Origin of the sequence: Qipengyuania algicola (genome assembly GCF_042492175.1) — a bacterium.
Taxonomy (GTDB): domain Bacteria; phylum Pseudomonadota; class Alphaproteobacteria; order Sphingomonadales; family Sphingomonadaceae; genus CAJXSN01.
Genome location: NZ_CP170453.1, coordinates 677571 through 698193, shown reverse-complemented (window position 1 = coordinate 698193; position 20623 = coordinate 677571). Strand labels below are relative to the sequence as shown.

Here is a 20623-nt window from a genome sequence, read left to right as displayed (position 1 = left end):
CGCTGAACCACACAAAAGCGGCGGCCCTTCCTGATCGGGAGGGCCGCCGTTTTCGTTTCTGCAGCCAGCGGGCGTTTGGGTCAGGCGGCTTCCAGCAATTCTTCTGCCAGCTTGCGGCTCACATTGCCGGGGACATCCGATTTTAAGGCGCGTTCCAAGGCAGAGGCGCGCTCGCCGAGTATCTCCTCGCCGAACATGCCTGCGGTCCCGGCGAGCTTGTGCGCGACGCGTGACAGGACATCCCGTTCGCTCTCGTCCAATTCCGACTTGTCCAGAGATGCCCGCACGGCTGTGATGGCCTCCTCGCGGCGCTCGGCCCATTTCGCGCGCGCACCGTCGATGATCGCGCTGGGCGCTAGATCGCCCGCAGGTGCTGGGGTTTTGCCTTCGGCGGCATCCCCTTCCGCCATCACGTCCAGAACATCATCGTCGGCGACCAGATGGGTGGGCAGCCAGCGATGCAGCGTTTCGACCAGTTCGGCAAAGACCAGCGGTTTGGCCATATGCGCCTGCATGCCCGCATCGCGCGCGGCGGCGATGTCTTCGGGGAACGCGTTGGCCGTGATTGCCACAATCGGCAGAGCGCGCGCATCGATCCCGTGTTTGCGGATGGCGCGCGTCGCGGCATAGCCATCCATGCCCGGCATCTGGATGTCCATCAGCACCAGATCATAGGGCTGATCGTCTTGGGCGGCAGCCAGCACCTTGGCCACGGCCTCCTTGCCGTCGACTGCGATATCGACGCCCTGACTGCATTTTTCCAGCATTGCCCCGACCAGCATCCGGTTCACATCGTGATCTTCAGCCAGCAGGATGCGCGATGCCGAGGGCATTGGGAGATCATTCGCAGGGCGGAGGTCGGCCAAGGCAGGCGGCACCATCTGGTCTGCAATTTCGACCGGCACGGTCAGTTTGAAACACGATCCCTCGCCGGGCGTGCTAGTGCAGGTCAGCGTGCCGCCGAGCAGTTCCGCCAATTGCCGCGAAATGCTCAGGCCAAGGCCAGTGCCGCCATATTTGCGCGACGTACGCCCGTCCTCCTGCTCGAAAGGGGTGAAGATATCTTCGAGCCGCCCGGGGGCTATCCCGATGCCGCTGTCTTTGACTTCGGCGATAAGGCTCTCGCCTTCAAAGCGCGTGATAACTTTCACATGTCCCGACTCGGTAAATTTCACCGCATTTCCGATCAGATTGAGGATGATCTGCCGCAGCCGCAATTGATCGATAACGAAATGGCTCGGCACGCCCGAGTGCATTTCGTAGTTGAGCGTGATGTTCTTTTGTTGCGCATGGGCTGAGTGCAATCGGACACAACCTGCGATCAAATGCTCGACATCGACCGTTTCGGGCGAAAGCACGATCTGGCCCGCCTCGATCTTCGAGATATCGAGAATATCGTTAAGCAGCAGCATCATGGAGCGGCCCGACTCGTAGATGAGGTTGGCATAGCGGCGTTCCTCCGCCTCCAGCTCCCCGTTGCGCAGCAGTTCCGCAAAACCCAGCACCCCGTTCATAGGGGTGCGGATTTCATGGCTCATATTGGCGAGGAATTCGGACTTTGCGCGTGCAGCGTTTTCGGCATGACGCCGGGCGCGAACCAGCTGGTGTTCCAGCGTGATCCGCTCTGTCACATCGCGGGCGGAGAACAGAATGCCTTCATGCGCACCGGTCAGCGGATTGACCGCCATGACGCAGTCGGCCTCGATATAGACCGGCTCTCCATCATCATCATCCAGATACCGGCGATAGGTGAAGCGCTCTTTCGTGCTTTCGCCCGACATCAACCGGGCGTTGGCTCTCTCGATGGTTTCCTGAGCATCCTCGTGCATCCGGCCGGTGGTGGTTTTGCCGAGGAACGTCTCGGGTCCCACACCCAGCACGTCTTTGACGGAAGGGGAGACGTAGGTGCAGATGCCATTCTGATCGAAGCGCAAGATGGCGTCGCTGATATTGCTCGTCAGCAAATCCATCTCTTCGCGCCGCCTTGCCAGATCGTCCATCATGGCGCGCCTGCCATTCAGCACCGCAGCGACCGGCAATCCGACCAGAAAAGCCCCGGCTATAAAGCCCTGCAGAACAATGAGCTCCATGGTCAGCGGCCCGTCGACCAGCTGGATCGGGCCGCTGCCTTTCCACGTAAACAGGGTAGCGACGATGGCGACATTGATGGTGGACACCGCCGTGCCCAGACTGCCCAGGCGGAAGGCGTGCAGAATGATGATCGGGGCGATGACGAACAGCAGCGGGTAGGTGGTCTGCGCGAAAACGGCCGTCGTTACACCGATACCCCCGATCGTCAGGACGAACCACTCGACTTGTTCTTGCCTGCTGGGCCAGCGAGGCTTCGCGAGACTGTCGGCAATAACCAGCGCGCAGGGCGTGATGATGATGATGCCCAGCGCGTCGGTGACCCACCATTTGAGGATGGTTGGCAGGGGATCGCCGGCCCCGGACAAAGCAATACCGGCGAGGGTGGCGCTGCCCAAAGGTGCGATGCTCCCGGCAAGCACCGTCACGAATAAGAGATGACGGGTATCTTCCATCGCGGGCCGCCAGCTGCAGAAACTGCGTACCAACTGGACGGCGACGAGAATTTCTAGCGAGTTCGCAGCCGATAGTGACAGGGCTTTGCTTCCCGCATCGCCGACCAGCAGATTGGCGGTGACATTGCCTGCGAACAGACCGGCATAGAATAGCGGTTCGAAGGGAATGCGCGCCCGCAACAATACGGCGATGGCCAGCGCATTGGGCGCCCAGACGGCTGCGATACGCCCTTCTCCGCGCGATGCCTCGATGCTCAGATAGGCCAGCAGGCAGAAGGCCACTGCGCCAAACACTGACATAGCCACGGTTCGCAGCCATGCCTCAGTGCCCAAATCCAGCCAGGCCGGACGGGGGTAATGCTCTGCGCTCTGATCCATCGCCGGGGGTTCGCCCAAGCTTTGCATAACGGCTCCCTTCCTGTGCCTTGTAGAGAACGGAAGGGTTTTGCGGGCGGGCGGCGGGAAATTTGCCGCAAGGACGGGTCTCGCGCTATGGCCGCGCCAATGCCCGCAATACCGTTCGGGTCGGACTATTCAGGAACACCGCGTATGAGCCGTGGCACCAGCTTTCTGACCAAGCGCAAGCGCCCTAGCGTGCCCGTGATCATTGCGATCGTGTTGCTGCATCTGGTGCTTTTTTACGGATTGATCCGCGCGCTCGCCCCGGATTTCACTGCCGGAGTGGAGGAAAGCGTCACCGAGGCGTTTACCGTGACCATCACGGCCCCGATGGAAGAAGCTGAGGCTCCCGATCCCCAGCCTGAACCCGATGAAGGCGCAGCCGGCGATCCGGGGCGCGAGGCTGTACCCCAGCCTAGGGCAGAGCCAACTCCCCGCATCCGCGTGCGGGAGGATGAGCCTGCACCGCGCGCGACCTCCACCGGTACGGCCCGCACCAGCGGGGCCACCAATGACGGCGCGGGCACCGGCGCGGCGGGTTCAGGCGATGGCACAGGCAGCGGGCGCGGCGGCGCAGGGCAGGGCGGACCGCCGGTGCAGGCCAGCCCGCCGGTCTTGGTGCAGAGCATCACCGACAGCTCGCTGTTCCCGATCCCGCCCGGTGGCCGCGAGGCGCGCATCGGCAAGAGCGCGGTTGCACGGCTGGAAGTGTCCGCCGCAGGCCGCGTGACAGGCTGCCGGATCGTGCGCAGCAGCGGCTTCCCCGAAACCGATGCAACGCTGTGCCGTTTGGCTCCGGCCAATATCCGGTTTGACCCGGCGCTCGACACCAATGGTCAGCCCATGGCCAGCGTGTTCGGCTATCAGCAGCGGTTTTTCAATTGAAGCTGTGAAGTCGCGACGCTAGGCCCACCAAAAGGGTCGCTAAACGTCACACAATTTCAATAGCCAAGGGCTAGACTGACTTTATGACCGACCTGATCCATCCCGTTATTCTGTGTGGCGGAGGCGGTACACGCCTGTGGCCGATGAGCCGCCCGGCGCGGCCCAAACCCTTCCTGCCTCTCCTCGGCGAACGCACCCTGTTTCAACAGGCGCTGGACCGGGTGGCGGATACCAGCGTCTTCGCGCCTCCAACGGTTGTGGCGGGCGAGGCGCATGTCGCCCCGATCCGTGAGCAGGGCGGCGATGCGCTGCCCCTGATTGTGGAGCCGATGGGCCGCAACACCGCGCCTGCGATTGCGCTCGCCGCTGCGCGTTTGCCTGCCGACGCGGTGATGCTGGTGTGCCCTAGCGACCATCATATTGGCGACGTGCCTGCTTTTGTAGCTGCAGCCGAGGCTGCGGCCGGATTGGCGCGGCAGGGCTATCTGGTCGCCTTCGGGATTGCACCCGACCGGCCCGAAACGGGCTATGGCTATCTGAAGCAAGGCGCTGCGATCGAAGGCGGGTTCGAGCTGGAGCGCTTTGTCGAAAAGCCTGACCGGGAGCGGGCCGAGGAATTCCTCGCCGATGGCTCCTACAGCTGGAACGGCGGGATTTTTGCCTTTGGCGCAGGGCGCTTCATGGAAGAACTGGATCGCCACCGCCCCGACATGGCCGATGCTGTGCGCCGCGCTGTGGAGCAGGGCGGCGATGATGGCGCGACCTTGCGCCCCGACGCAGAGGCCTTTGGCAACATCGCCGGGGAATCGGTCGATTACGCGGTGATGGAGAACACAGACCGCGCAGCGATGGTGCCGGTCAGCATGGCATGGTCCGACATCGGCAATTGGCAGGCGCTGCACGAGGCCCGCGCGGCTGACGGGGCGGATGCGGCGGGCAATGTCGCTGATGCACGGCATGATCTGGCGGATTGCACCAATGTCATGGCGGTCAGCGATGGCCCGCGCATCTCAGTCGTCGGTCTGGAAGGAGTGATCGTTGTCGTTGATGGCGATGATGTGCTGGTGACCAGCGCAGCGGGCGCTCAGGATGTCGGCAAACTGTCGGGAGCAGGCAAATGAGCGGCCTTCTCCCAACGCGCACCGTCAACAAGGTCTGGGGGCGGCAGGAATTGCCCGCTCCTTTTGAAAACACCACCGGCGAGCCGGTGGGCGAGATCTGGTTCGAGCCTCCGCAGGAACTCGACCAGCTGCTGGTCAAATATCTCTTCACCAGCGAGAAATTATCGGTCCAGTGCCACCCCAGCGATGCGCAGGCACCCGAAGGCGGGAGCGGCAAGGAAGAATGCTGGTATGTGCTCCATGCCGAACCCGGCGCGACCCTCGCTATCGGGCTTGAACGGGAGGTTTCCCCTGAGGAATTGCGCGCCGCTGCGCTGGATGGCTCGATCGAGCAATTGCTGACATGGCACGAGGTGAAGGCGGGCGATTTTTTCTACCTGCCCGCGGGGACCATCCACGCCATCGGACCGGGCCTGTCGCTGATCGAAGTGCAGCAGAACAGCGACATCACCTACCGCCTGTATGATTATGGCCGCCCGCGTGACCTGCATCTGGACGCGGCGATGGAGGTTGCGGTGCGCGCGCCTTACGATCCGAAATACACCCGGCATATTCCGGCAGACGGCAACGCCGTGCTGGTCAGCGGGCCGCATTTCCGGCTCGACCGGATCGCGGGCCAGCCATCGGCGAACCATGTCGAAAGCATTGCCGGACGCGCGCTGGTGATCCCGCTATCGGGCGAATACAGCGTTGCCGGCAAAGTGGTTCAGCCCGGCGAATGCGCCTGGTGTGAAATGCTCGATGACGTGGCGTGGCCGGAAGACGGGATGGCACTCGTCGCGGCCTGATTGTGCGGCGGCGTCAGGGCGCGAGAAGCTTCTGCCCCCGGTCATGCAGCGCGCTCGAAACCACCGGCTCGAAGAATGACAGCGCGCCAGGCAGGGCAATGTCCACCACCACCTGATTGTCCTCGATATCGATCACACCGCTCAGTTGCTGTCCCATAGCGTTGATCGCCAGTGTCATGCGATCTTCGGAAGGCCATTCGGTGTCCACCTGCGCCATGCCGCCGGGGATATGCCCCGCTATTTCATGGCTGCGTTCACGCAGGCGGCGGCGCACTTCCTCGCGCGGCAAAGTATGGGAAATGGGCACGCGCATCGGCCTAGCCTTCCTTCACGGGATCGGCAGGATCGCCGTATTTGTAATCGAGATAGCGGTGTTTGACCGCCAGATCGTCCAGCGACCCTTCGGCCAGTTGCCGGGTTACGTGGTCGATCTCCTTGGAAATCTTGCCCAGCCCCTCGGTCAGTTGCTGGTCCGGCGTAGCGCCTGCGCGCTTCTCGGCCCGCAGATTGGCCGGGATCTTCCGGTAGCTGTCGATCATCTCGGGCAGCGTCTCGCCGACCAGCTGACGGACTTCGCGGGTGGCCGGGTGGTCTTGCGGCACCGCTTCCAATTGCAGGCCCAGCGCGTCCAGTTGGACGCCCATGTCCTCCACCACCTTCGCGGCGGGCGGGGGCAGGGCGAGGCGCTGGCTTTCCAGCCATAGCTCGGTCTTCCCGACCAATTGGCGCGCATCGCCCTTATTGATGTCTGCGCGCTTGGGAATTTTCACCTTCGGATAATTGGCCAGTACGGCGACTGCGATCACCGTCATCAGGGCAAGAGCCATCACGCCCATCACGCCAATGCCGTTCAGGATCGCCCCGGCAATCCCGCCGGCGACCCAGATTGCGAAGATTGCAATCATCACATTACGGATGCGCTTCACCCAATTGGTGCGCTTGATCCGCTTCGATCCTTGGCCGATCGAAACCTTCCGGTGGCGCCCGCCCGCGCGATTGTCGTCGCGCACGATCTGCGCTTCGCGCAGGATACGGTCGCTATCGTGGGTGATATCGTTCATCGCTGGGCCGTCACCCTTCGATGCTCAGCAGGTCGCTGGTGGCAACCTTTTTAGATGCTTCGGCCTGTCCTTCGGCGCGGGCGATATAGCCCTTGGACCGCTCGACTTCGCCCGACAGCGTCTCGACCGTCTGCTTCATGCTGTCGAGCGCCCGCAGTTTGAACGTGTCGACCTCGTCCATCGTGTCGTAAATGTTCTGGAAGGCGCGTTGCAGCGTTTCCAGCGGGATCGTGCTGCTGGCGGCCTGTTCGTGGATCTTGCCGGTCTGGTCGCGCAGCAGGGTAGAGGTGCTGTCGATAATGCCAGCCGTCGTCTCGTTGAGCGCGGTGATCTGGCCCAGAACCAGCTTCTGATTGGTCATCGCCTCGGCCACCGTCACAGCGGTGCGCAGCGCACCCACAGTGGTGGTGCTGGCGCGGTCAACGCCTTTGACCAGCTCGACATTGTTCTTCTTCACCAGATCGAGCGCGAGGTACCCCTGCACGCTGACCGCCATCTGGGTCAGCAGGTCCTGCGTGCGCTGGCGGACATAGAACAGTGCCGTTTCGCGGACCGCCTTCGCTTTCGCGGGATCGGTCGCGTCAAGCTCGGCGGCCTTTTCCTCCAGCCGCGTGTCGAGCGTTTTGGAGATGTGGATCATCTGCTCCAGATTGCCCATCGCCTCCCACAGCTTCTTACGCTCCACATCGATGGCCGCATTGTCCATCAGCAGCTCGTCCTTGCCGCTCGACAGATTGTTCAGGATGGACTGGATGTGTGTCTGTGCGCTCTGGAAGCTGCGGAAGTAATTGTTCAGCTTATTGCCGAAGGGGATGATGCCCAGCAGCTTGCGCCCCTTGCTGAGCTTGCCCTTCTTGCCGGGGTCCAGCTCCTCCACCACGCGGCGCAGCTCGGCCAGATCAGCTCCAACACCTTCGTCCTGATTCATCGCGCGCACGGGGCGATCCAGGAAGCGGTTGGAATGCTGCGAGGCAGCGAGGATTTCCTTGCGGCCCATATTGGTCAGCTGATCGACCTTCTCGCCAAATTCGGGCGAGTTGGCATCGGCAGAGATCAGATCGGCGACAAAGCCTTCGACCTTGGCGGCAAGCTTGTCCTTCACCTCGTCCTGAACGGGCACCAGACCGGCAGCTTTCTCCACCGCGATTTCCGGCACGGGATCGGGCGGTGTCAGCTCGAAATCCAGCTTCGTGTCGGTTTTGGTTTCGTTCGTCGCCATAGATGCGGTCTTCCAGCCTCCTTGCGCGGTCCCTCCTAGCGGGACGGCTATACAAGTGTATTAAGTGGCTAAGACACGCTTTTCAAGCCGCCAAACGAATCAAGCCGCCAGCGAATAGGGCTCGATCTCGCCACTCAGATATTGGCGTTTGGCCTTGGCGCGGCTCAGCTTGCCCGAGGATGTGCGCGGCAGAGTGCGCGGGGGCACCAGTTCAACGACGCAGTTCATGCCCGTGACGGCCTGCACTTTCTCGCGGATGGAATCGCGCAATTTGACCCGCTCCTCCGGCTCCGATGTGCGGCAATGGACCAGCACTGCGGGCGCTTCCTCGCCGCCTTCGCTTTCAATACTGAAGGCTGCAATGTCGCCGTGGTTGAAGCCGGGCAATTGCTCCACCGCCCATTCGATATCCTGCGGCCAGTGGTTCTTACCATTGATGATGATCATGTCCTTGGCCCGGCCCACGATATAGAGGTAGCCGTCAGCAACATAACCCATGTCGCCGGTGTCCAGCCAGCCATCGACCAGCGCTTCCTCGGTCGCTTCCGGATTGCGGAAATAGGAATGCATCAGGCTGGGCCCGGCGCACCACACCGTGCCGATCTGGTGATCGCCGCGCGCCGCGCCTTTTTCATCGCGAATCTCGATCTTCATGTCCGGCATCGGCTTGCCGCAATTGACGATCGCGCGATAGCGGGCGGGGCGGTCCAGATTGCGCGGACTGCCCGAGAGGCGCTCTTCCTCCACCAGTTCCACCCGAATGCCTTCGCCCGGCGGCATCACGGTGACGCCCAAGGTCGCCTCGGCCAGACCGTAGCTGGGGGTGAAGGCCTCCGCCTTGAAACCGGCATCGGCGAAGGCGTTGATGAAATGCTGCATGACGTCGGGGCGGATCATGTCCGCTCCGTTGCCCGCGGTGCGCCAGCGGGACAGGTCGAACCGGTCGGCCACATGGCTCTGGCTGGAAATGCGGCGGGCGCAAATGTCATAGCCGAAGGTGGGCGAATAGCTGAGCGTGGTGCCCTTGTTGCGGCTGATCAGATCGAGCCACGCCAGCGGACGACGGGCGAAATGCTCGGTCTTCAGATAATCGATCGACGCCTGATTGGCGATTGGTGACAGGAAGCAGCCGACCAGCCCCATATCGTGATACCACGGGAGCCAGCTGACCACCCGGTCTCCGGGCCCCAGCGCCATCGAGGTGGAGTGGCCATAGAGGTTGTGCAGCAGCGCCTTGTGCGTAACCGCCACGCCGGTGGGAAAGCGGGTCGATCCGCTGGAATATTGCAGATAGCAAATGTCGTCCGGCGATGCGGGCGGCAGGTCGCATTGCGGTGCCTCTTTTTCAGCCAGTGTCGCCCAGTCCATGCCGGTGCAACCCTGCGCCTTCGCCGCCTCTGCCGCCATTTCGGCGATTTCGGGCGGATAGATCAGCATCTTCGGGTCAGAACTGCTCAGCTGCACGGCCAGCTGGTCGACATAGCTGTCCCGCCCGCCGAATGTGGTGGGCAGCGGCAACGGCACGGGCCACGCGCCCGCATAGATGCAGGCACAGAACAGGGCGGCGAATTCCGGACCTGTCTCGGCGATCAGAGCGATCCGGTCATCTTTCTCGACCCCTTGCGCGACCAGACGATACGCCATCGCCAGCGCATCCTCGCGCATTTCGGAATAGGGATAAGGCCGCACCAGCGTGCCGCGCATGTCGTGAAAGTTCAGGCCCTTCTCGCTGCGCGCGGCGTAGTCGATAGCCTCGTTCAAGGTGCCGAAATCGGACAGCCTGCGGGGGAGCGGGCAATCATTCGGTGTAGGAACGAGTGCGGAATTCGTTTGTGTATCGGTCATGTCAGGAAATGCGAAACCCGTGTGTAGCGCGCCGGAAAGCGCATCCTCTCAGCGGTCGGCGCATCATTTTTCTTTGTTGTGGCGCCATCACACTTTCCCATTTGATTGAGAGTGTGGCACGAATATGGCGAAGGGGAGGAGCCGTGCCGCTCTCGGGACGCAAAAACTGGGGCAAGAAGCGCGGCGAGGGGGCCGAGAGGAAGCCGCGCGAGAAACGTCCTCCCAAACCACTGGACGCCGAGAAATTGCAGGAACTTGCGCTGCATTATGTCTCCAGATACGCGACGACGCGCGCCAAACTTGTCCGCTATCTGGAGCGCAAACTGCGCGAGCGGGGGTGGGACGAGGAAGCAAGCGGCGGGGAGCCGCCCTTTCCACAGGAAATCGCCGAGACCTTTGCGGCGCGCGGGTTTCTGGATGACGAGGCCTATGCCCAGATGCGCGGGCGTGACCTGCTGCGACGGGGATATGGTCCGCGACGTGTGGGACAGGCCCTTCGCGAGGCGGGCGTAGAGGAAGGCATTCGCGAGCGCGTCGATACCGGCCCACGCAAGCGCGCCAAGGCTGCGATATTGCTCGCCCGTAAAAAGCGCATCGGCCCCTTCTCGATCGAGCCTCCGGATATGAAAACCCGCGAGAAGCATCTTGCCGCAATGCTGCGTGCAGGCCATGCCTTTACCGAAGCGAAAAGGGTGCTGGATGCGGGCACCGAGCAGGAGCTGGACGAATGGCTGGACGAATTGGCGGAGTGGGATGGATGAGAATCATGGCGCCACTATTGACAGCGTTCGCGCTGGCTCTCGCCGCGTGCTCCCCGCAGCCCTCTGCCGAGGCGACCCCAGCTGTCGCACAAGACGAACGCCACCCCACATCGAATCTGCGGATCATCCCGGTGACCATCCGCAGCGGCACCGCCGCTCATGTGTTCCGCGCAGAAGTCGCCAATACGCCCGAAGCGCAGGCGCAGGGCCTGATGTTCCGCACCGAACTGGCGGATGACGAGGCGATGATTTTCCCCCGCGACGATGCCGGAATTGCCAGCTTCTGGATGAAGAACACGCCGTTGCCGCTTGATATCATCTTCATCGGCACCGACCGGAAGATCCTCAACATTGCCGCCATGACGACCCCCTATTCACTCGAATCGGTCTCCTCCATCGGCCCGGTCAGCGCGGTGTTCGAAGTCCGGGGCGGACTGTCAGAGGAATTGGGCATCGGGCCGGGCGATACGGTTGAGTGGTGAGGCGCTTTTATCTCTCGGCGTTTGTTTTCTCTCGCGGCTGATTTGCTTCGCAAATGCCTCCGAGGGGGCGGCCTGACCGGTCGTCGCCCGGTCGGGCTCTGGCAGGCGCTTTGGGGCACCTGCGATTGTATGGTCTTTCTTGGCCAGTAACTATCGGCTAGGCGCTTTTCCATTATGGGTATCTTCGGAAAAATCTTCACCTGGTGGGATGGTGCCACGATCGGCACCAGCCTGTGGTCTGCGCGCAATGGAGAGCATGTCGGCACCGACGCGCAGGGCAATAAATATTATCGCGAAAAGAAGAAGCGTGACGAAGGCGCAGGTGGCTATTCCGCGCGCGAACGGCGCTGGGTGATCTATGACGGCGCGAATGATTCCAGCCGCGTGCCTGCAGAATGGCATGGCTGGCTGCACGGTGCGGGCGACGATGTGCCCGAAAGCTTTCTGCCCGCCGCGAAAATCTGGGAAGTCGATTACACCCCCAACGCCACCGGCACCGCGCAGGCTTACCGTCCGCAGGGCGCGCTGGAGCGGGGCGGGAAGCGGGCCAGCGCTGTCGGCGATTACGAGGCGTGGAGCCCGGGCGACTGATGATGCTCCGGTCCGGTATTCCTGCGCTGACAGTGGCTGCTAGTCTCGCGCTGGCCGCCTGTTCCGGTGACACTGAAGAGGCGGAGCCCGAGGTTGTCGCAACGGCAGAGCCGGCAACATTGGACGATCAAACCGAACAGGCAGAGCCGGAGAACGAGCCCGAAGCGGGCGAGGACGAGGCGGTCATCGCTGCCGATGTGGCCCGTGCCGCTGAGATCGGCAGCCCGATGGAAGACCGCGTCGCGACACTGGGCTTGCTCAACAAACGCAACAATGTCTCGCAGGACCTCGAGCTGAAGCCCGGCGAATCGCGCCGCATCGGCGATGTGATCGTGCGGCTGTCTGCTTGCGAGCGCACCGCGCCGTGGGAAATGCCGCAGGAAACCGGCGCGTTCGTCCAGGTGCTCGTCCAGTCCCGCGATGACGAGGACCAGTGGGCGAAGACATTCTCAGGCTGGCTGTTCAAGGAATTGCCCGGCCTCAATGTGGTCGAGCACCCGGTTTACGACGTCTGGGTCAAAGAATGCGCGATGAGCTTCCCGGGCGAAGAAGAGGGATCGTCCTCCGCTTCGGATGACAGCGACGCGTAAGCCTGCTCCAGCGTCATTCGCTGCGGCACGGCGGCATCTGCCACCATCTGCATATACGCCTTCTGGGTGAGCGGTACTGCGCCCAGCGATTCCAGATGGCTGGTCATGAACTGGCAATCGAACACTTTGCACCCCGCGCGGCCCAGCAGCGCGACCAGCCACGCCAGCGCCACTTTGGAAGCATCGGTGCGGCGGCTGAACATGCTTTCGCCGCAAAACACACTGTCAAAGCCGACACCGTAAACTCCCCCGACCAGCGTCTCGCCTTCCCAGCACTCGATCGAATGGGCATCGCCCCGCGCATGCAGAGCGGCATAGCTCGCTTCTATTCGCCCGCTGATCCATGTTCCGTCGGCATCCTCGCGCGGACCGGCACAGCCGCGCACGACTTCACGGAACGCTGTGTTGCAGGTCACGAGGAACTTGCCCCGCCGCAAAGTCCGGGCAAGCGAGCGTGACAGGCGAAAACCGTCAATCGGCAGAATCGCCCGCTCGCGCGGCTCGACCCAGAAAATCTCCGTATCGGTGCGGCTGTCGGCCATCGGGAAAATGCCATGGCGATAGGCCGAAAGCAGCAGCTCCGGCGAAATCAGCGAGGGCATCGGCGCATGCATGGCGGATACCATGCCGCGCGCTGGCAAAGGCGGCAAGCAATGCTTGGTATCACCGCCCCCCCACCCCCCCCAAGCGGGCGAATGAGAGCGATTGCCTCTTGCCTACCGCCCGCGTGCTGGCCTAGGGGCTGCGGCTCCCTGCAGGGGTGTAGCTCAGTTGGTAGAGCATCGGTCTCCAAAACCGAGGGCCGTGGGTTCGAGTCCCTCCGCCCCTGCCAGGGAATTGCCGCGCGGTTTGTATCCCGCCGCAGACCCTTAATCCCATATTACGAAGCCAGATAGGCGTACCAGCCGATCAGCAGGGTGATCCGCGCCACGAAGGGTGAGCGGGCGGCCCATGCCAGAACTATTGCCGCGAGTGAGGCAGCCGCGCCGGTCAGGAACGCCAGCTCCAACACATGGAGCGGCCCGTGGACCATCATAGCGGGTACCGCGATGGCTAGCGACAGCACCGTGCCTGCGATGACAAATGCCACGCGGCGGATCATCGGGTGGAACGGGGCTGTGGCGGTCAGGGCGACCAGCCCGCGTGCTTCGGTGCGGCCGGCGTGGGACGACAAGGCAAAGACCAGCAGCAGGAGCGCGGCGGGGCTGCCGGCATGGCGGTAGTCATCCGCCAGTCCGATGGCGGCAGCGCCCACGGCGAGCAGCGGGAACAATGGCCCGGAGGCGATCAGGCGCATCTCCGCCAGCACCAGTGACACGATGCCCAGCCCGGCGCGGCTGGCGCGCTGTGCGGAGGGAGCGGCACCGGGCAGCAATCTGCGCAATGTCAGGCGGTCCAGCCATGCAAAGCTCTGGGTCCGCGCCTTGGACTTGTGTGGGCGGTAGACGAGCCCGGCAAGGGCGGCGATGGCCAGCGACAGCAGCACCCAGCCTGCGCGTGAGGCGAGATACCCTTGCGCGCCGATGCCAGCCCACGGGTCCAGCTCCACCCGTCCCGGGGCCAAGCTCGACGTACCGATGGCGAACGACTCGGACCCCGGCGGCGCTGACTCCATCAGCGGGCGTATTGCCCCTCCGACAGAGGCCATGTTGTTGGCAAAGGTGGAGCCGTTCTCCGCGGCGATGGAAGGCACGATGATGCTCGCCATCCACAGCATGAAAAACAGGAAATCGCCCAGCGCACCGCGCAAGATGGGCACCGCGTCGAACAGAATCCGGATCGCAGCCACCGCCAGCAAGGTCGGCCCCGCGACCACCCATAACAGCAGCAGGATATGGCCCGGCTGGTATGGCCCTGTCACCTTCATCCAGGCCAGAAACAATCCAGGTAGGCTGAGCGCGATCAGCACGCCCATCATGATCGCCGCGTCGGCCCCGAAACGCCCGAGTGCTATCGCGATGCGGCTGGCAGGGCTGGTCTCGTCCAATTGCCATGGTTGCCGCCGTGTCGGGCCAGCGCGCAGATAGATGAACACCACCGGCATCACGAGGGTAGAGACGACGATGCCCAGCCAGATGCCAAAGACGGGCGAGGTGAGGACTGGCAATTGCCCGCCCACTGCGATGGACACGCCCTCGCCCTCGGTTTCCGAAATCATGTAGCGTGCGGCCACCGGGGCGCAGAGCAGGAGCAGCCAGAGCGATGCGCTGCGGCGGTATCGCAGGAGGTCGGCACCAAATGCCGATGCGGTTACAGTGGAAGCGGTCATCCGACTTGCTGCGCTTTCCCGTCGGCGATGCGCAGGTTCTGCACGGCCTGCGGGGCGAGCTGTTCGCCCAGATGGGTGGTCATGATAACGCTGGCCGTGGCTGCGCGCTCCATCACCAGCCCATGCACGGCGGCGGCGCTTTCGCTGTCGAGCTCGGCGGTTGGCTCATCGAGTGTCAGCACTTGAGGTTCGCCGAGCAAGGCCTGCGCGGTGATCAATCGGCGACGCATACCACCCGAATAGCCCTGAATGCGGCGGTCGATGTCGGGCAGCAGACCGAGCGCTTCCAATATGCCGGCAAACTGCGCATCCGCCTCGCTGCGGTTCAGCCCTTTCAGCGAAGCGATGTGCAGGCCAAACTCGCGCGCGGTCAAGTCCTCTGGCAGATCGACGGCCTGCGGTGCGTATCCCAATGTCTGGCGCAAGGCGCGCCGGGCAGCGGGCAGAGGCTGACCTTGCCAGATGATCTCGCCGCTATTGGGCTTGTCCGCCGTCGCCAGCAGCCGCAGCAAGGTCGATTTTCCCGCTCCACTTGGCCCGGTCAGCAATGTCAGACCTATGGGGAATGTGGCGCTCACATCCTCCAGCACCTTCTTGCGGCCAAAGGATCGGGCGAGGGAGCGGGCTTCGAGTGTCATGACTGGTGTATTATCATAACAATACACCAGCGCAAGAGGATTTGGGCCAACCCTGCATCACAGTGCATGTTCAGCAAGGAGGCGCATTTCCTGAACAATTTCCGAATGCGCAATTCAGCGTCGGCGCAGACGAGTCGTGCGAGAGCAGCGGTGAAGTGTTTAACCCGTCATAAGGAGAAAGCTTTTGTCCGCCTATACATTTCGCAGCAGCAAGCCCGATCACTGGACCAGTCCGCGTCCGTTTCGCGACCCGACTCTGCGCCTGATGCATCACGGGCGAGTGCAGCCGATGGAACAGCATCGGAGCGGCTTTCTGGCGCGGTTGCTGGCGCTGGGCTGAAGCGTCTAGCTGTCCGTCTCGTCCATCCGCAATTGGCGCGCGGCCGCGGCACCGTCCGCCGGTTTGAACTGGTCGGAATTTTGCCACACGTCGAAGAACCGCTGTTCCTCGGCCAGACAATCCTGAAAGGCGGGCCGCTTGCGCACGCGCTCGTGCCAGGCGGCCAGCTTCGGCCACGACGCGGGATCGACCTCCCCACCTGCTAGGACCATCATGCACAGCTGCGAAGCGACGGCCGCATCCGCAAGACTGTATCCGCCGTGCCACAGATACTCGCGACCATTGGCCAGCTGCTCTTCCAGATAGGTGAAGATCGGCGGCAGGGTATCATTCAGCAGCGCCTGCGCACCCTCTTCGTCCACCGGCAGGCCCATCAGGCGCGGGCCGATAAAGCGGCAGCGGAACAGGCCAGCGCAGAGTTCCAGCAGCGCGCTGTCGGAATATTCCTCCAGCCACAGCACCCATGCGCGGTCCTTGGGTTCTGCCGGCAGCAGGGGTGGCTCGGGCGCAATCGCATCCAGATAGGCGCAGATGGCAGAGCTGTCGGGCAGGGCGAAGTCGCCGTCTTTCAGGATCGGCATTTTACCGACTGGACTGTATTCCAGATAGGCCTCCCGCTCGATCAGCGGCGAGATCTGGCGATAGGTGAACTCCAGCCCCTTCTCGCGAAGGACCAGCTCGCACTTCTTCACGAAGGGGGAGAGAGGCATGCCGATCAGTTCCATCGTCATATGCGTCTCTCCCCTCGTGAAGTGTCAGCCCGCGATCAGTACTCCTCCGGTTCCTCCGGAGTATCGGCGGTGTGCGTCGGCCCGGCATCCTTCTGACCCTTGGCCAGTTTGAACACCACGCCAGAGAGCAGCGCCAGCGCCAGCAGGTTGGGCAGGGCCATCGCCGCGTTGGAGATGTCGCCCAGTCGCCAGACCAGCTCGCTCGGCTGAGCTGCGCCCAGCCAGATCACGAAGCACCACAGGACCCGCCACGCGATATGCAGCTTCTTCTCGCCGCCACGGGTCGAGCCGGGGATACGGTCGTAGATGAAGGTGATCGCCCGTTCCCCATAATAGCTCCACGTCAGCAGGGTGGTGAAGACGAACACGATCAGCGCCACACTGGCGACCAGCACACCGATGGGCACGCCCACCACTTCCAGGGGGAAGGCCGCCGCAAATGCGCCGCTGGTCATCTCGAAACCGACGCGGTCGGATTGCCAGGCATGCGCCACCGCCTCGCCGCCGCCGACAAATTCGCCGCGCACAGTCAAGATCACCAGCGCGGTCATCGTACAGATCACGATGGTATCGATGAACGTCCCCAGCATCGCCATGCGGCCCTGCTGCTCGGGATCGTTGGTCTGTGCCACAGCGTGGGCAATCGGGGTGGAGCCCTGACCCGCCTCATTGGAGAACAGACCGCGCGCCACACCGGCCCGGATCGCAAGGATGATTGCCGCGCCGACAAAGCCGCCGGTGGCCGCCTGCGGGTTGAACGCGCCATGGAAGATCAGCGCGAAGGTTGCGGGCAGATCGGCGAAGTTCAGGATCAGGGCGATGGAGGCCATCACGATATAGGCAGCGGCCATGAACGGGATGACGCTTTCGGCCACGCGCCCGATCGACTTGATCCCGCCAATGATGACGATGAAAACCAGCACGGCGACAATTGCGCCGCCCCAAGCTTCTGGAATGCCGAACAGTTCATTCAGGCCATCGGCCACCGCATTCGACTGGATGGAGTTGCCCGTCACCAGCGCGCTGAACAGCGTGCCGATACAAAAGATGATGGCGAGCCAGGTAAACTTCGGCCCCAGACCCATCATAATGTAGGTCATCGGACCGCCGCGATAGACGCCGTCCGATGTTTTCTCGCGGTACCGAATGGCCAGCGAGCCCTCGGCAAAGGCCAGCGCCATGCCGAACAGCGCGGTAACCCACATCCAGAAGATCGCGCCCGGTCCGCCCAGTGCGATCGCTGTGGCTACACCGGCCAGGTTCCCGGTGCCGACTTGGCCCGATAGCGCGGTCGAAAGCGCGGCAAAAGGCGAAATCTCGCCGTCGCCATCGCCCTTGCGGCTCTTGAACAGGCCGGCAAAGGCACTGCCCAGTTTGACGATGGGGTAGAATTTCAGGCCCACCATCACCCACAGGCCAATGCCCAGCAGGATGATCGTCATCGGGGGGAAGGGCAGCAATTCCACCCCGTTCCATGTCCCCGCCCAGATGAAATCGGATACATTGGTGACAGGTGCCACCATCCGTTCGCCAAAACTAAGCTCGGCCTCGCCGCCAGCTGGTGCAGTCATGTGATGATGTTCCCCGATTTGTCCCTTAAGCGCGCGACGCTAGAGCGGGGCGGTTTCGCCTGCAACGGGTTTCTTGCTCCCCTCTTCCCCCACGCTTGCTTTTGCCGCCCTGCGCCATTAGATGCGTTCGGGTCTTCCGACATCGGAGCCTACCACTGCCCTCCCGGACCTAGCCCGGGGCGGCGATAGGCCCTACCCGGAAGAGACGATACGACGACAAGTTTTTGGTTCACACGAAAGCGGTAAGCCTAATGGCGGAAGAAACACCGAAATCAGCAGCTCCGGCGAAGCAGAAGACGTCTCCGGGCGAATTCATCCGTCAGGTGCGCACAGAAGCCAGCAAGGTCGTCTGGCCGACCCGGCAGGAAACCGTGACCACGGCGATCTTCGTCGGGATTATGGTTGTTATCCTCTCGCTGTTCTTCCTCGGCATCGATTCGGCGTTCGGCGCCATTGTCAGCTGGCTGCTGACGCTTGCCTGATCGGGCGCTTGACCCGCCCTTCGGTTGAACCACCCATCACACGATTAAACGGACGATACTGACACCCATGGCACGCTGGTACATCATCCACGCCTATTCCGGTTTCGAGAACAAGGTACGCGACGCAATTCTCTCCGAGGCTGACCGTCTGGGTCTGGCCGAGGGTGTGGAAGAGGTGGAAGTGCCCACCGAAACCGTGACCGAGGTCAAACGCGGCAAGAAAGTTCAGGTCGAACGCAAGTTCATGCCCGGCTACGTTCTGGCGAAGCTGAATATGACCGATGATGTTTATCACCTTGTGAAAAACACGCCGAAGGTCACCGGCTTCCTGGGCACCAACAACAAGCCGCAGGCGATTTCCGAGAAAGAAGCTGCGCGTTATTTCGGCGGTGTCGAGGAAGCCAAGAACGCACCCAAGCAGCAGATCAGTGTCGATTACGAAATCGGCGATCAGGTCAAGGTGCTGGACGGCCCGTTCGCCAGCTTCAACGGCGTGGTGGAAGAGCTCGATTTCGACAAGCAGAAGGTCAAGGTTTCGGTCTCGATCTTCGGCCGTGCGACTCCGGTGGAACTGGATTTCGAGCAAGTCGAACTGATGAAGTAAGGCGCAGCGGGCGGCGAACCCGCCCGTTTGGTGCAGGTTCATCCCCGCCTGCGAAAAGTGTTTCGGTAAACGCCGGAACACGCAGCGAAAAGGGGATAATGCGGCATGGCCGAAGAAACGCAGTCCGAGCAGCCGCGCCGCAACGGGTTTACCCGCTTTCTCGACGGCGTCGAATGGCTCGGCAATCTGCTGCCGCATCCGGTTACGCTTTTTGCATTGTTGGCGCTCGGCATAGTTCTTCTCTCCGGCTTGCTCGGATGGATGGAAATTGCCGTTGCCGATCCGCGCCCGGCGGGCTCCAAGGGCGTGGCCGAGGACGGTATGATCCGCGCGGTCAGCCTGATGGACGGCGACGGGGTGCGCCGGATATTCACCGGCCTGGTCGACAATTTCACCGGCTTTGCACCGCTCGGCGTGGTGCTGGTGGCGATGCTGGGTGTGGGTGTGGCGGAGCATTCCGGTCTGCTATCGGCGGCTGTACGCAGCATGGTGCTGGGCGCGCCGAAGAACCTTGTGACCGTGGCTATCGTCTTTGCTGGCATCGTGTCGAACACGGCTTCCGAAGTCGGCTATGTGGTTCTTATTCCGCTTGCCGCGGCGATTTTCTATGCTTTGGGTCGTCATCCTCTGGCGGGTATGGCTGCGGCATTTGCCGGGGTCTCGGGCGGCTACAGCGCGAACCTGCTGATCGGCACGATTGACCCCCTGCTGGCCGGGATCACGCAGGAAGCAGCGCAACTGATCGACCCTGAATACACCGTGGTGGCGACCGCGAACTGGTATTTCATGGTCGCCTCGACCTTCCTCATCACGCTGATCGGCTCGCTGGTGACGATCTATATCGTCGAGCCGAAACTGGGCACTTACGATTCCAGCCGTGCGGACGAGACCATTCTGGATGACAGGATGATGGATGAAGTTTCCGATACGGAGCGCAAGGGTTTGCGCTGGGCGGGGCTTGCGCTGCTCGGCGTGCTGGGCCTGATGGCGCTGGTTCTGGTTCCCGAGTGGGGCATCCTGCGCAATCCCGAAACCGGCGACCGGATCGACAGCCCGTTCTTCGACGGGTTCGTGGTGTGGATCTTCATTTTCTTCGTGACCCTCGGCTATGCCTATGGCCGCGCGGTGGGCACGATGAAAAGCGACCGCGACGTGATCGACGCGATGGCCAAGGCGCTCAGCTCGCTTGGCCTGTATATTGTTCTGGTATTCTTCGCCGCGCAGTTCGTCGCGTTTTTCGGCTGGACCAATCTGGGCGCGATTACTGCTGTGACGGGGGCGAACTTCCTTGTCGAAACCGGCATGACCGGCCCGGCGATCTTCTTCATGTTCATACTGCTATGTGCGCTGATCAACCTTTCCCTCGGCAGCGCAAGTGCGCAATGGGCAGTCACTGCGCCGATCTTTGTCCCGATGCTGATGCTGATCGGCTATGCGCCGGAGGCCATTCAGGCGGCCTACCGCATCGGCGACAGCACCACCAATATCATCACCCCGATGATGAGCTATTTCGGGCTGATTCTGGCTTGGGCCACGCGGTATGACAAGAATCTGGGCGTCGGCACGCTGATTGCGATGATGCTGCCCTATTCGATGTTCTTTCTCTTTTTCTGGTCGATCTTCTTCTACCTTTGGACCTTCGTGCTGGGCATTCCGGTGGGTCCGGGTTCGCCCACCTATTACACGTCCTGATCGGCTGAAGT

At 62.5% G+C, this 20623-nt stretch carries 21 protein-coding genes and 1 tRNA gene; 12 read left to right on the top strand and 10 right to left on the bottom strand.

Annotated features, from left to right (window positions below):
• Positions 1-80: 80 nt before the first annotated feature.
• A complete protein-coding gene (locus tag ACFCW2_RS03375) occupies positions 81-2948 on the bottom strand; it encodes an ATP-binding protein (protein WP_379548181.1) in 2868 nt (955 codons plus the stop codon).
• A 144-nt stretch (positions 2949-3092) separates the two neighbouring features.
• On the opposite strand from ACFCW2_RS03375, the gene ACFCW2_RS03370 reads away from it, so the two are divergent.
• The 3 genes from ACFCW2_RS03370 to ACFCW2_RS03360 all read left to right on the top strand — a co-directional run bounded on the left by ACFCW2_RS03370 (position 3093) and on the right by ACFCW2_RS03360 (position 5736).
• Complete coding sequence (locus ACFCW2_RS03370; protein ID WP_379548180.1) at positions 3093-3827, top strand: energy transducer TonB; 735 nt, start codon at positions 3093-3095, stop codon at positions 3825-3827.
• An 83-nt stretch (positions 3828-3910) separates the two neighbouring features.
• Positions 3911-4948, top strand: a complete 1038-nt coding sequence (locus tag ACFCW2_RS03365; RefSeq protein WP_379548179.1) for a mannose-1-phosphate guanylyltransferase — start codon at positions 3911-3913, stop codon at positions 4946-4948.
• Complete coding sequence (locus ACFCW2_RS03360; protein WP_379548178.1) at positions 4945-5736, top strand: class I mannose-6-phosphate isomerase; 792 nt, start codon at positions 4945-4947, stop codon at positions 5734-5736. Before ACFCW2_RS03365 ends, ACFCW2_RS03360 begins: the two co-directional genes overlap by 4 nt.
• 13 nt (positions 5737-5749) lie before the next feature.
• Here ACFCW2_RS03360 and ACFCW2_RS03355 read toward each other — a convergent pair whose 3' ends face one another.
• From ACFCW2_RS03355 to ACFCW2_RS03340, 4 genes are all read right to left on the bottom strand, one after another.
• The gene (locus ACFCW2_RS03355) at positions 5750-6049 is read right to left on the bottom strand and encodes a polyhydroxyalkanoic acid system family protein (RefSeq protein WP_379548177.1); all 300 of its coding nucleotides are present in this window, start codon (positions 6047-6049) and stop codon (positions 5750-5752) included.
• Positions 6050-6053: 4 nt separating this feature from the next.
• Positions 6054-6797 (bottom strand): hypothetical protein, encoded by a 744-nt coding sequence (locus tag ACFCW2_RS03350; RefSeq protein ID WP_379548176.1) that lies wholly within the window; start codon positions 6795-6797, stop codon positions 6054-6056.
• A 10-nt stretch (positions 6798-6807) separates the two neighbouring features.
• Positions 6808-8016, bottom strand: a complete 1209-nt coding sequence (locus ACFCW2_RS03345) for a toxic anion resistance protein (RefSeq protein ID WP_379548175.1) — start codon at positions 8014-8016, stop codon at positions 6808-6810.
• Positions 8017-8115: 99 nt separating this feature from the next.
• On the bottom strand, positions 8116-9861 hold the full coding sequence (locus tag ACFCW2_RS03340; RefSeq protein ID WP_379548174.1) for a fatty acyl-AMP ligase: 1746 nt from the start codon (positions 9859-9861) through the stop codon (positions 8116-8118).
• Positions 9862-10004: 143 nt separating this feature from the next.
• On the opposite strand from ACFCW2_RS03340, the gene ACFCW2_RS03335 reads away from it, so the two are divergent.
• From ACFCW2_RS03335 to ACFCW2_RS03320, 4 genes are all read left to right on the top strand, one after another.
• Positions 10005-10622: a regulatory protein RecX gene (locus tag ACFCW2_RS03335; protein WP_379548173.1), complete on the top strand. Its 618-nt coding sequence runs from the start codon at positions 10005-10007 to the stop codon at positions 10620-10622.
• Positions 10623-10627: 5 nt separating this feature from the next.
• Complete coding sequence (locus ACFCW2_RS03330) at positions 10628-11104, top strand: DUF192 domain-containing protein (protein ID WP_379548172.1); 477 nt, start codon at positions 10628-10630, stop codon at positions 11102-11104.
• Between the two features lie 174 nt (positions 11105-11278).
• Entirely contained in the window at positions 11279-11695 is a 417-nt protein-coding gene (locus tag ACFCW2_RS03325; protein WP_379548171.1) for an NADH:ubiquinone oxidoreductase subunit NDUFA12, read from the top strand.
• The gene (locus tag ACFCW2_RS03320; protein ID WP_379548170.1) at positions 11695-12285 is read left to right on the top strand and encodes a DUF2155 domain-containing protein; all 591 of its coding nucleotides are present in this window, start codon (positions 11695-11697) and stop codon (positions 12283-12285) included. The genes ACFCW2_RS03325 and ACFCW2_RS03320 overlap by 1 nt, the downstream gene beginning before the upstream one ends.
• On the opposite strand, the gene aat is transcribed toward ACFCW2_RS03320, so the two are convergent.
• On the bottom strand, positions 12198-12899 hold the full coding sequence (gene aat / locus ACFCW2_RS03315) for a leucyl/phenylalanyl-tRNA--protein transferase (RefSeq protein WP_379548168.1): 702 nt from the start codon (positions 12897-12899) through the stop codon (positions 12198-12200). The genes ACFCW2_RS03320 and aat overlap by 88 nt on opposite strands.
• Before the next feature lie 142 nt (positions 12900-13041).
• Between aat and ACFCW2_RS03310 the strand changes: the two genes are divergently transcribed.
• Positions 13042-13117: transfer RNA gene (locus ACFCW2_RS03310), tRNA-Trp, on the top strand.
• 48 nt (positions 13118-13165) lie between these two features.
• Here the strand turns inward: ACFCW2_RS03310 and ACFCW2_RS03305 are convergent.
• Both ACFCW2_RS03305 and ACFCW2_RS03300 read right to left on the bottom strand, forming a co-directional pair.
• Positions 13166-14554: a hypothetical protein gene (locus ACFCW2_RS03305; protein ID WP_379548167.1), complete on the bottom strand. Its 1389-nt coding sequence runs from the start codon at positions 14552-14554 to the stop codon at positions 13166-13168.
• A complete protein-coding gene (locus ACFCW2_RS03300) occupies positions 14551-15192 on the bottom strand; it encodes an ATP-binding cassette domain-containing protein (protein ID WP_379548166.1) in 642 nt (213 codons plus the stop codon). Before ACFCW2_RS03300 ends, ACFCW2_RS03305 begins: the two co-directional genes overlap by 4 nt.
• A 184-nt stretch (positions 15193-15376) precedes the next feature.
• On the opposite strand from ACFCW2_RS03300, the gene ACFCW2_RS03295 reads away from it, so the two are divergent.
• Entirely contained in the window at positions 15377-15532 is a 156-nt protein-coding gene (locus ACFCW2_RS03295; protein ID WP_379548164.1) for a hypothetical protein, read from the top strand.
• 5 nt (positions 15533-15537) lie between these two features.
• Here the strand turns inward: ACFCW2_RS03295 and ACFCW2_RS03290 are convergent, their stop codons facing one another.
• Both ACFCW2_RS03290 and ACFCW2_RS03285 read right to left on the bottom strand, forming a co-directional pair.
• Positions 15538-16263, bottom strand: a complete 726-nt coding sequence (locus ACFCW2_RS03290) for a glutathione S-transferase family protein (protein WP_379548163.1) — start codon at positions 16261-16263, stop codon at positions 15538-15540.
• 35 nt (positions 16264-16298) lie between these two features.
• A complete protein-coding gene (locus ACFCW2_RS03285; RefSeq protein WP_379548162.1) occupies positions 16299-17834 on the bottom strand; it encodes an alanine/glycine:cation symporter family protein in 1536 nt (511 codons plus the stop codon).
• 251 nt (positions 17835-18085) lie between these two features.
• Here ACFCW2_RS03285 and secE point away from each other — a divergent pair, with 251 nt between their 5' ends.
• The 3 genes from secE to ACFCW2_RS03270 all read left to right on the top strand — a co-directional run bounded on the left by secE (position 18086) and on the right by ACFCW2_RS03270 (position 20612).
• A complete protein-coding gene (gene secE, locus ACFCW2_RS03280) occupies positions 18086-18316 on the top strand; it encodes a preprotein translocase subunit SecE (protein WP_379548161.1) in 231 nt (76 codons plus the stop codon).
• 67 nt (positions 18317-18383) lie between these two features.
• Positions 18384-18920 carry a transcription termination/antitermination protein NusG gene (gene nusG, locus ACFCW2_RS03275; RefSeq protein WP_379548160.1) on the top strand — a complete coding sequence of 179 codons (537 nt, stop codon included), beginning with the start codon at positions 18384-18386 and terminating at the stop codon, positions 18918-18920.
• A 105-nt stretch (positions 18921-19025) separates the two neighbouring features.
• Entirely contained in the window at positions 19026-20612 is a 1587-nt protein-coding gene (locus tag ACFCW2_RS03270) for an AbgT family transporter (RefSeq protein WP_379548159.1), read from the top strand.
• Positions 20613-20623: the final 11 nt, after the last annotated feature.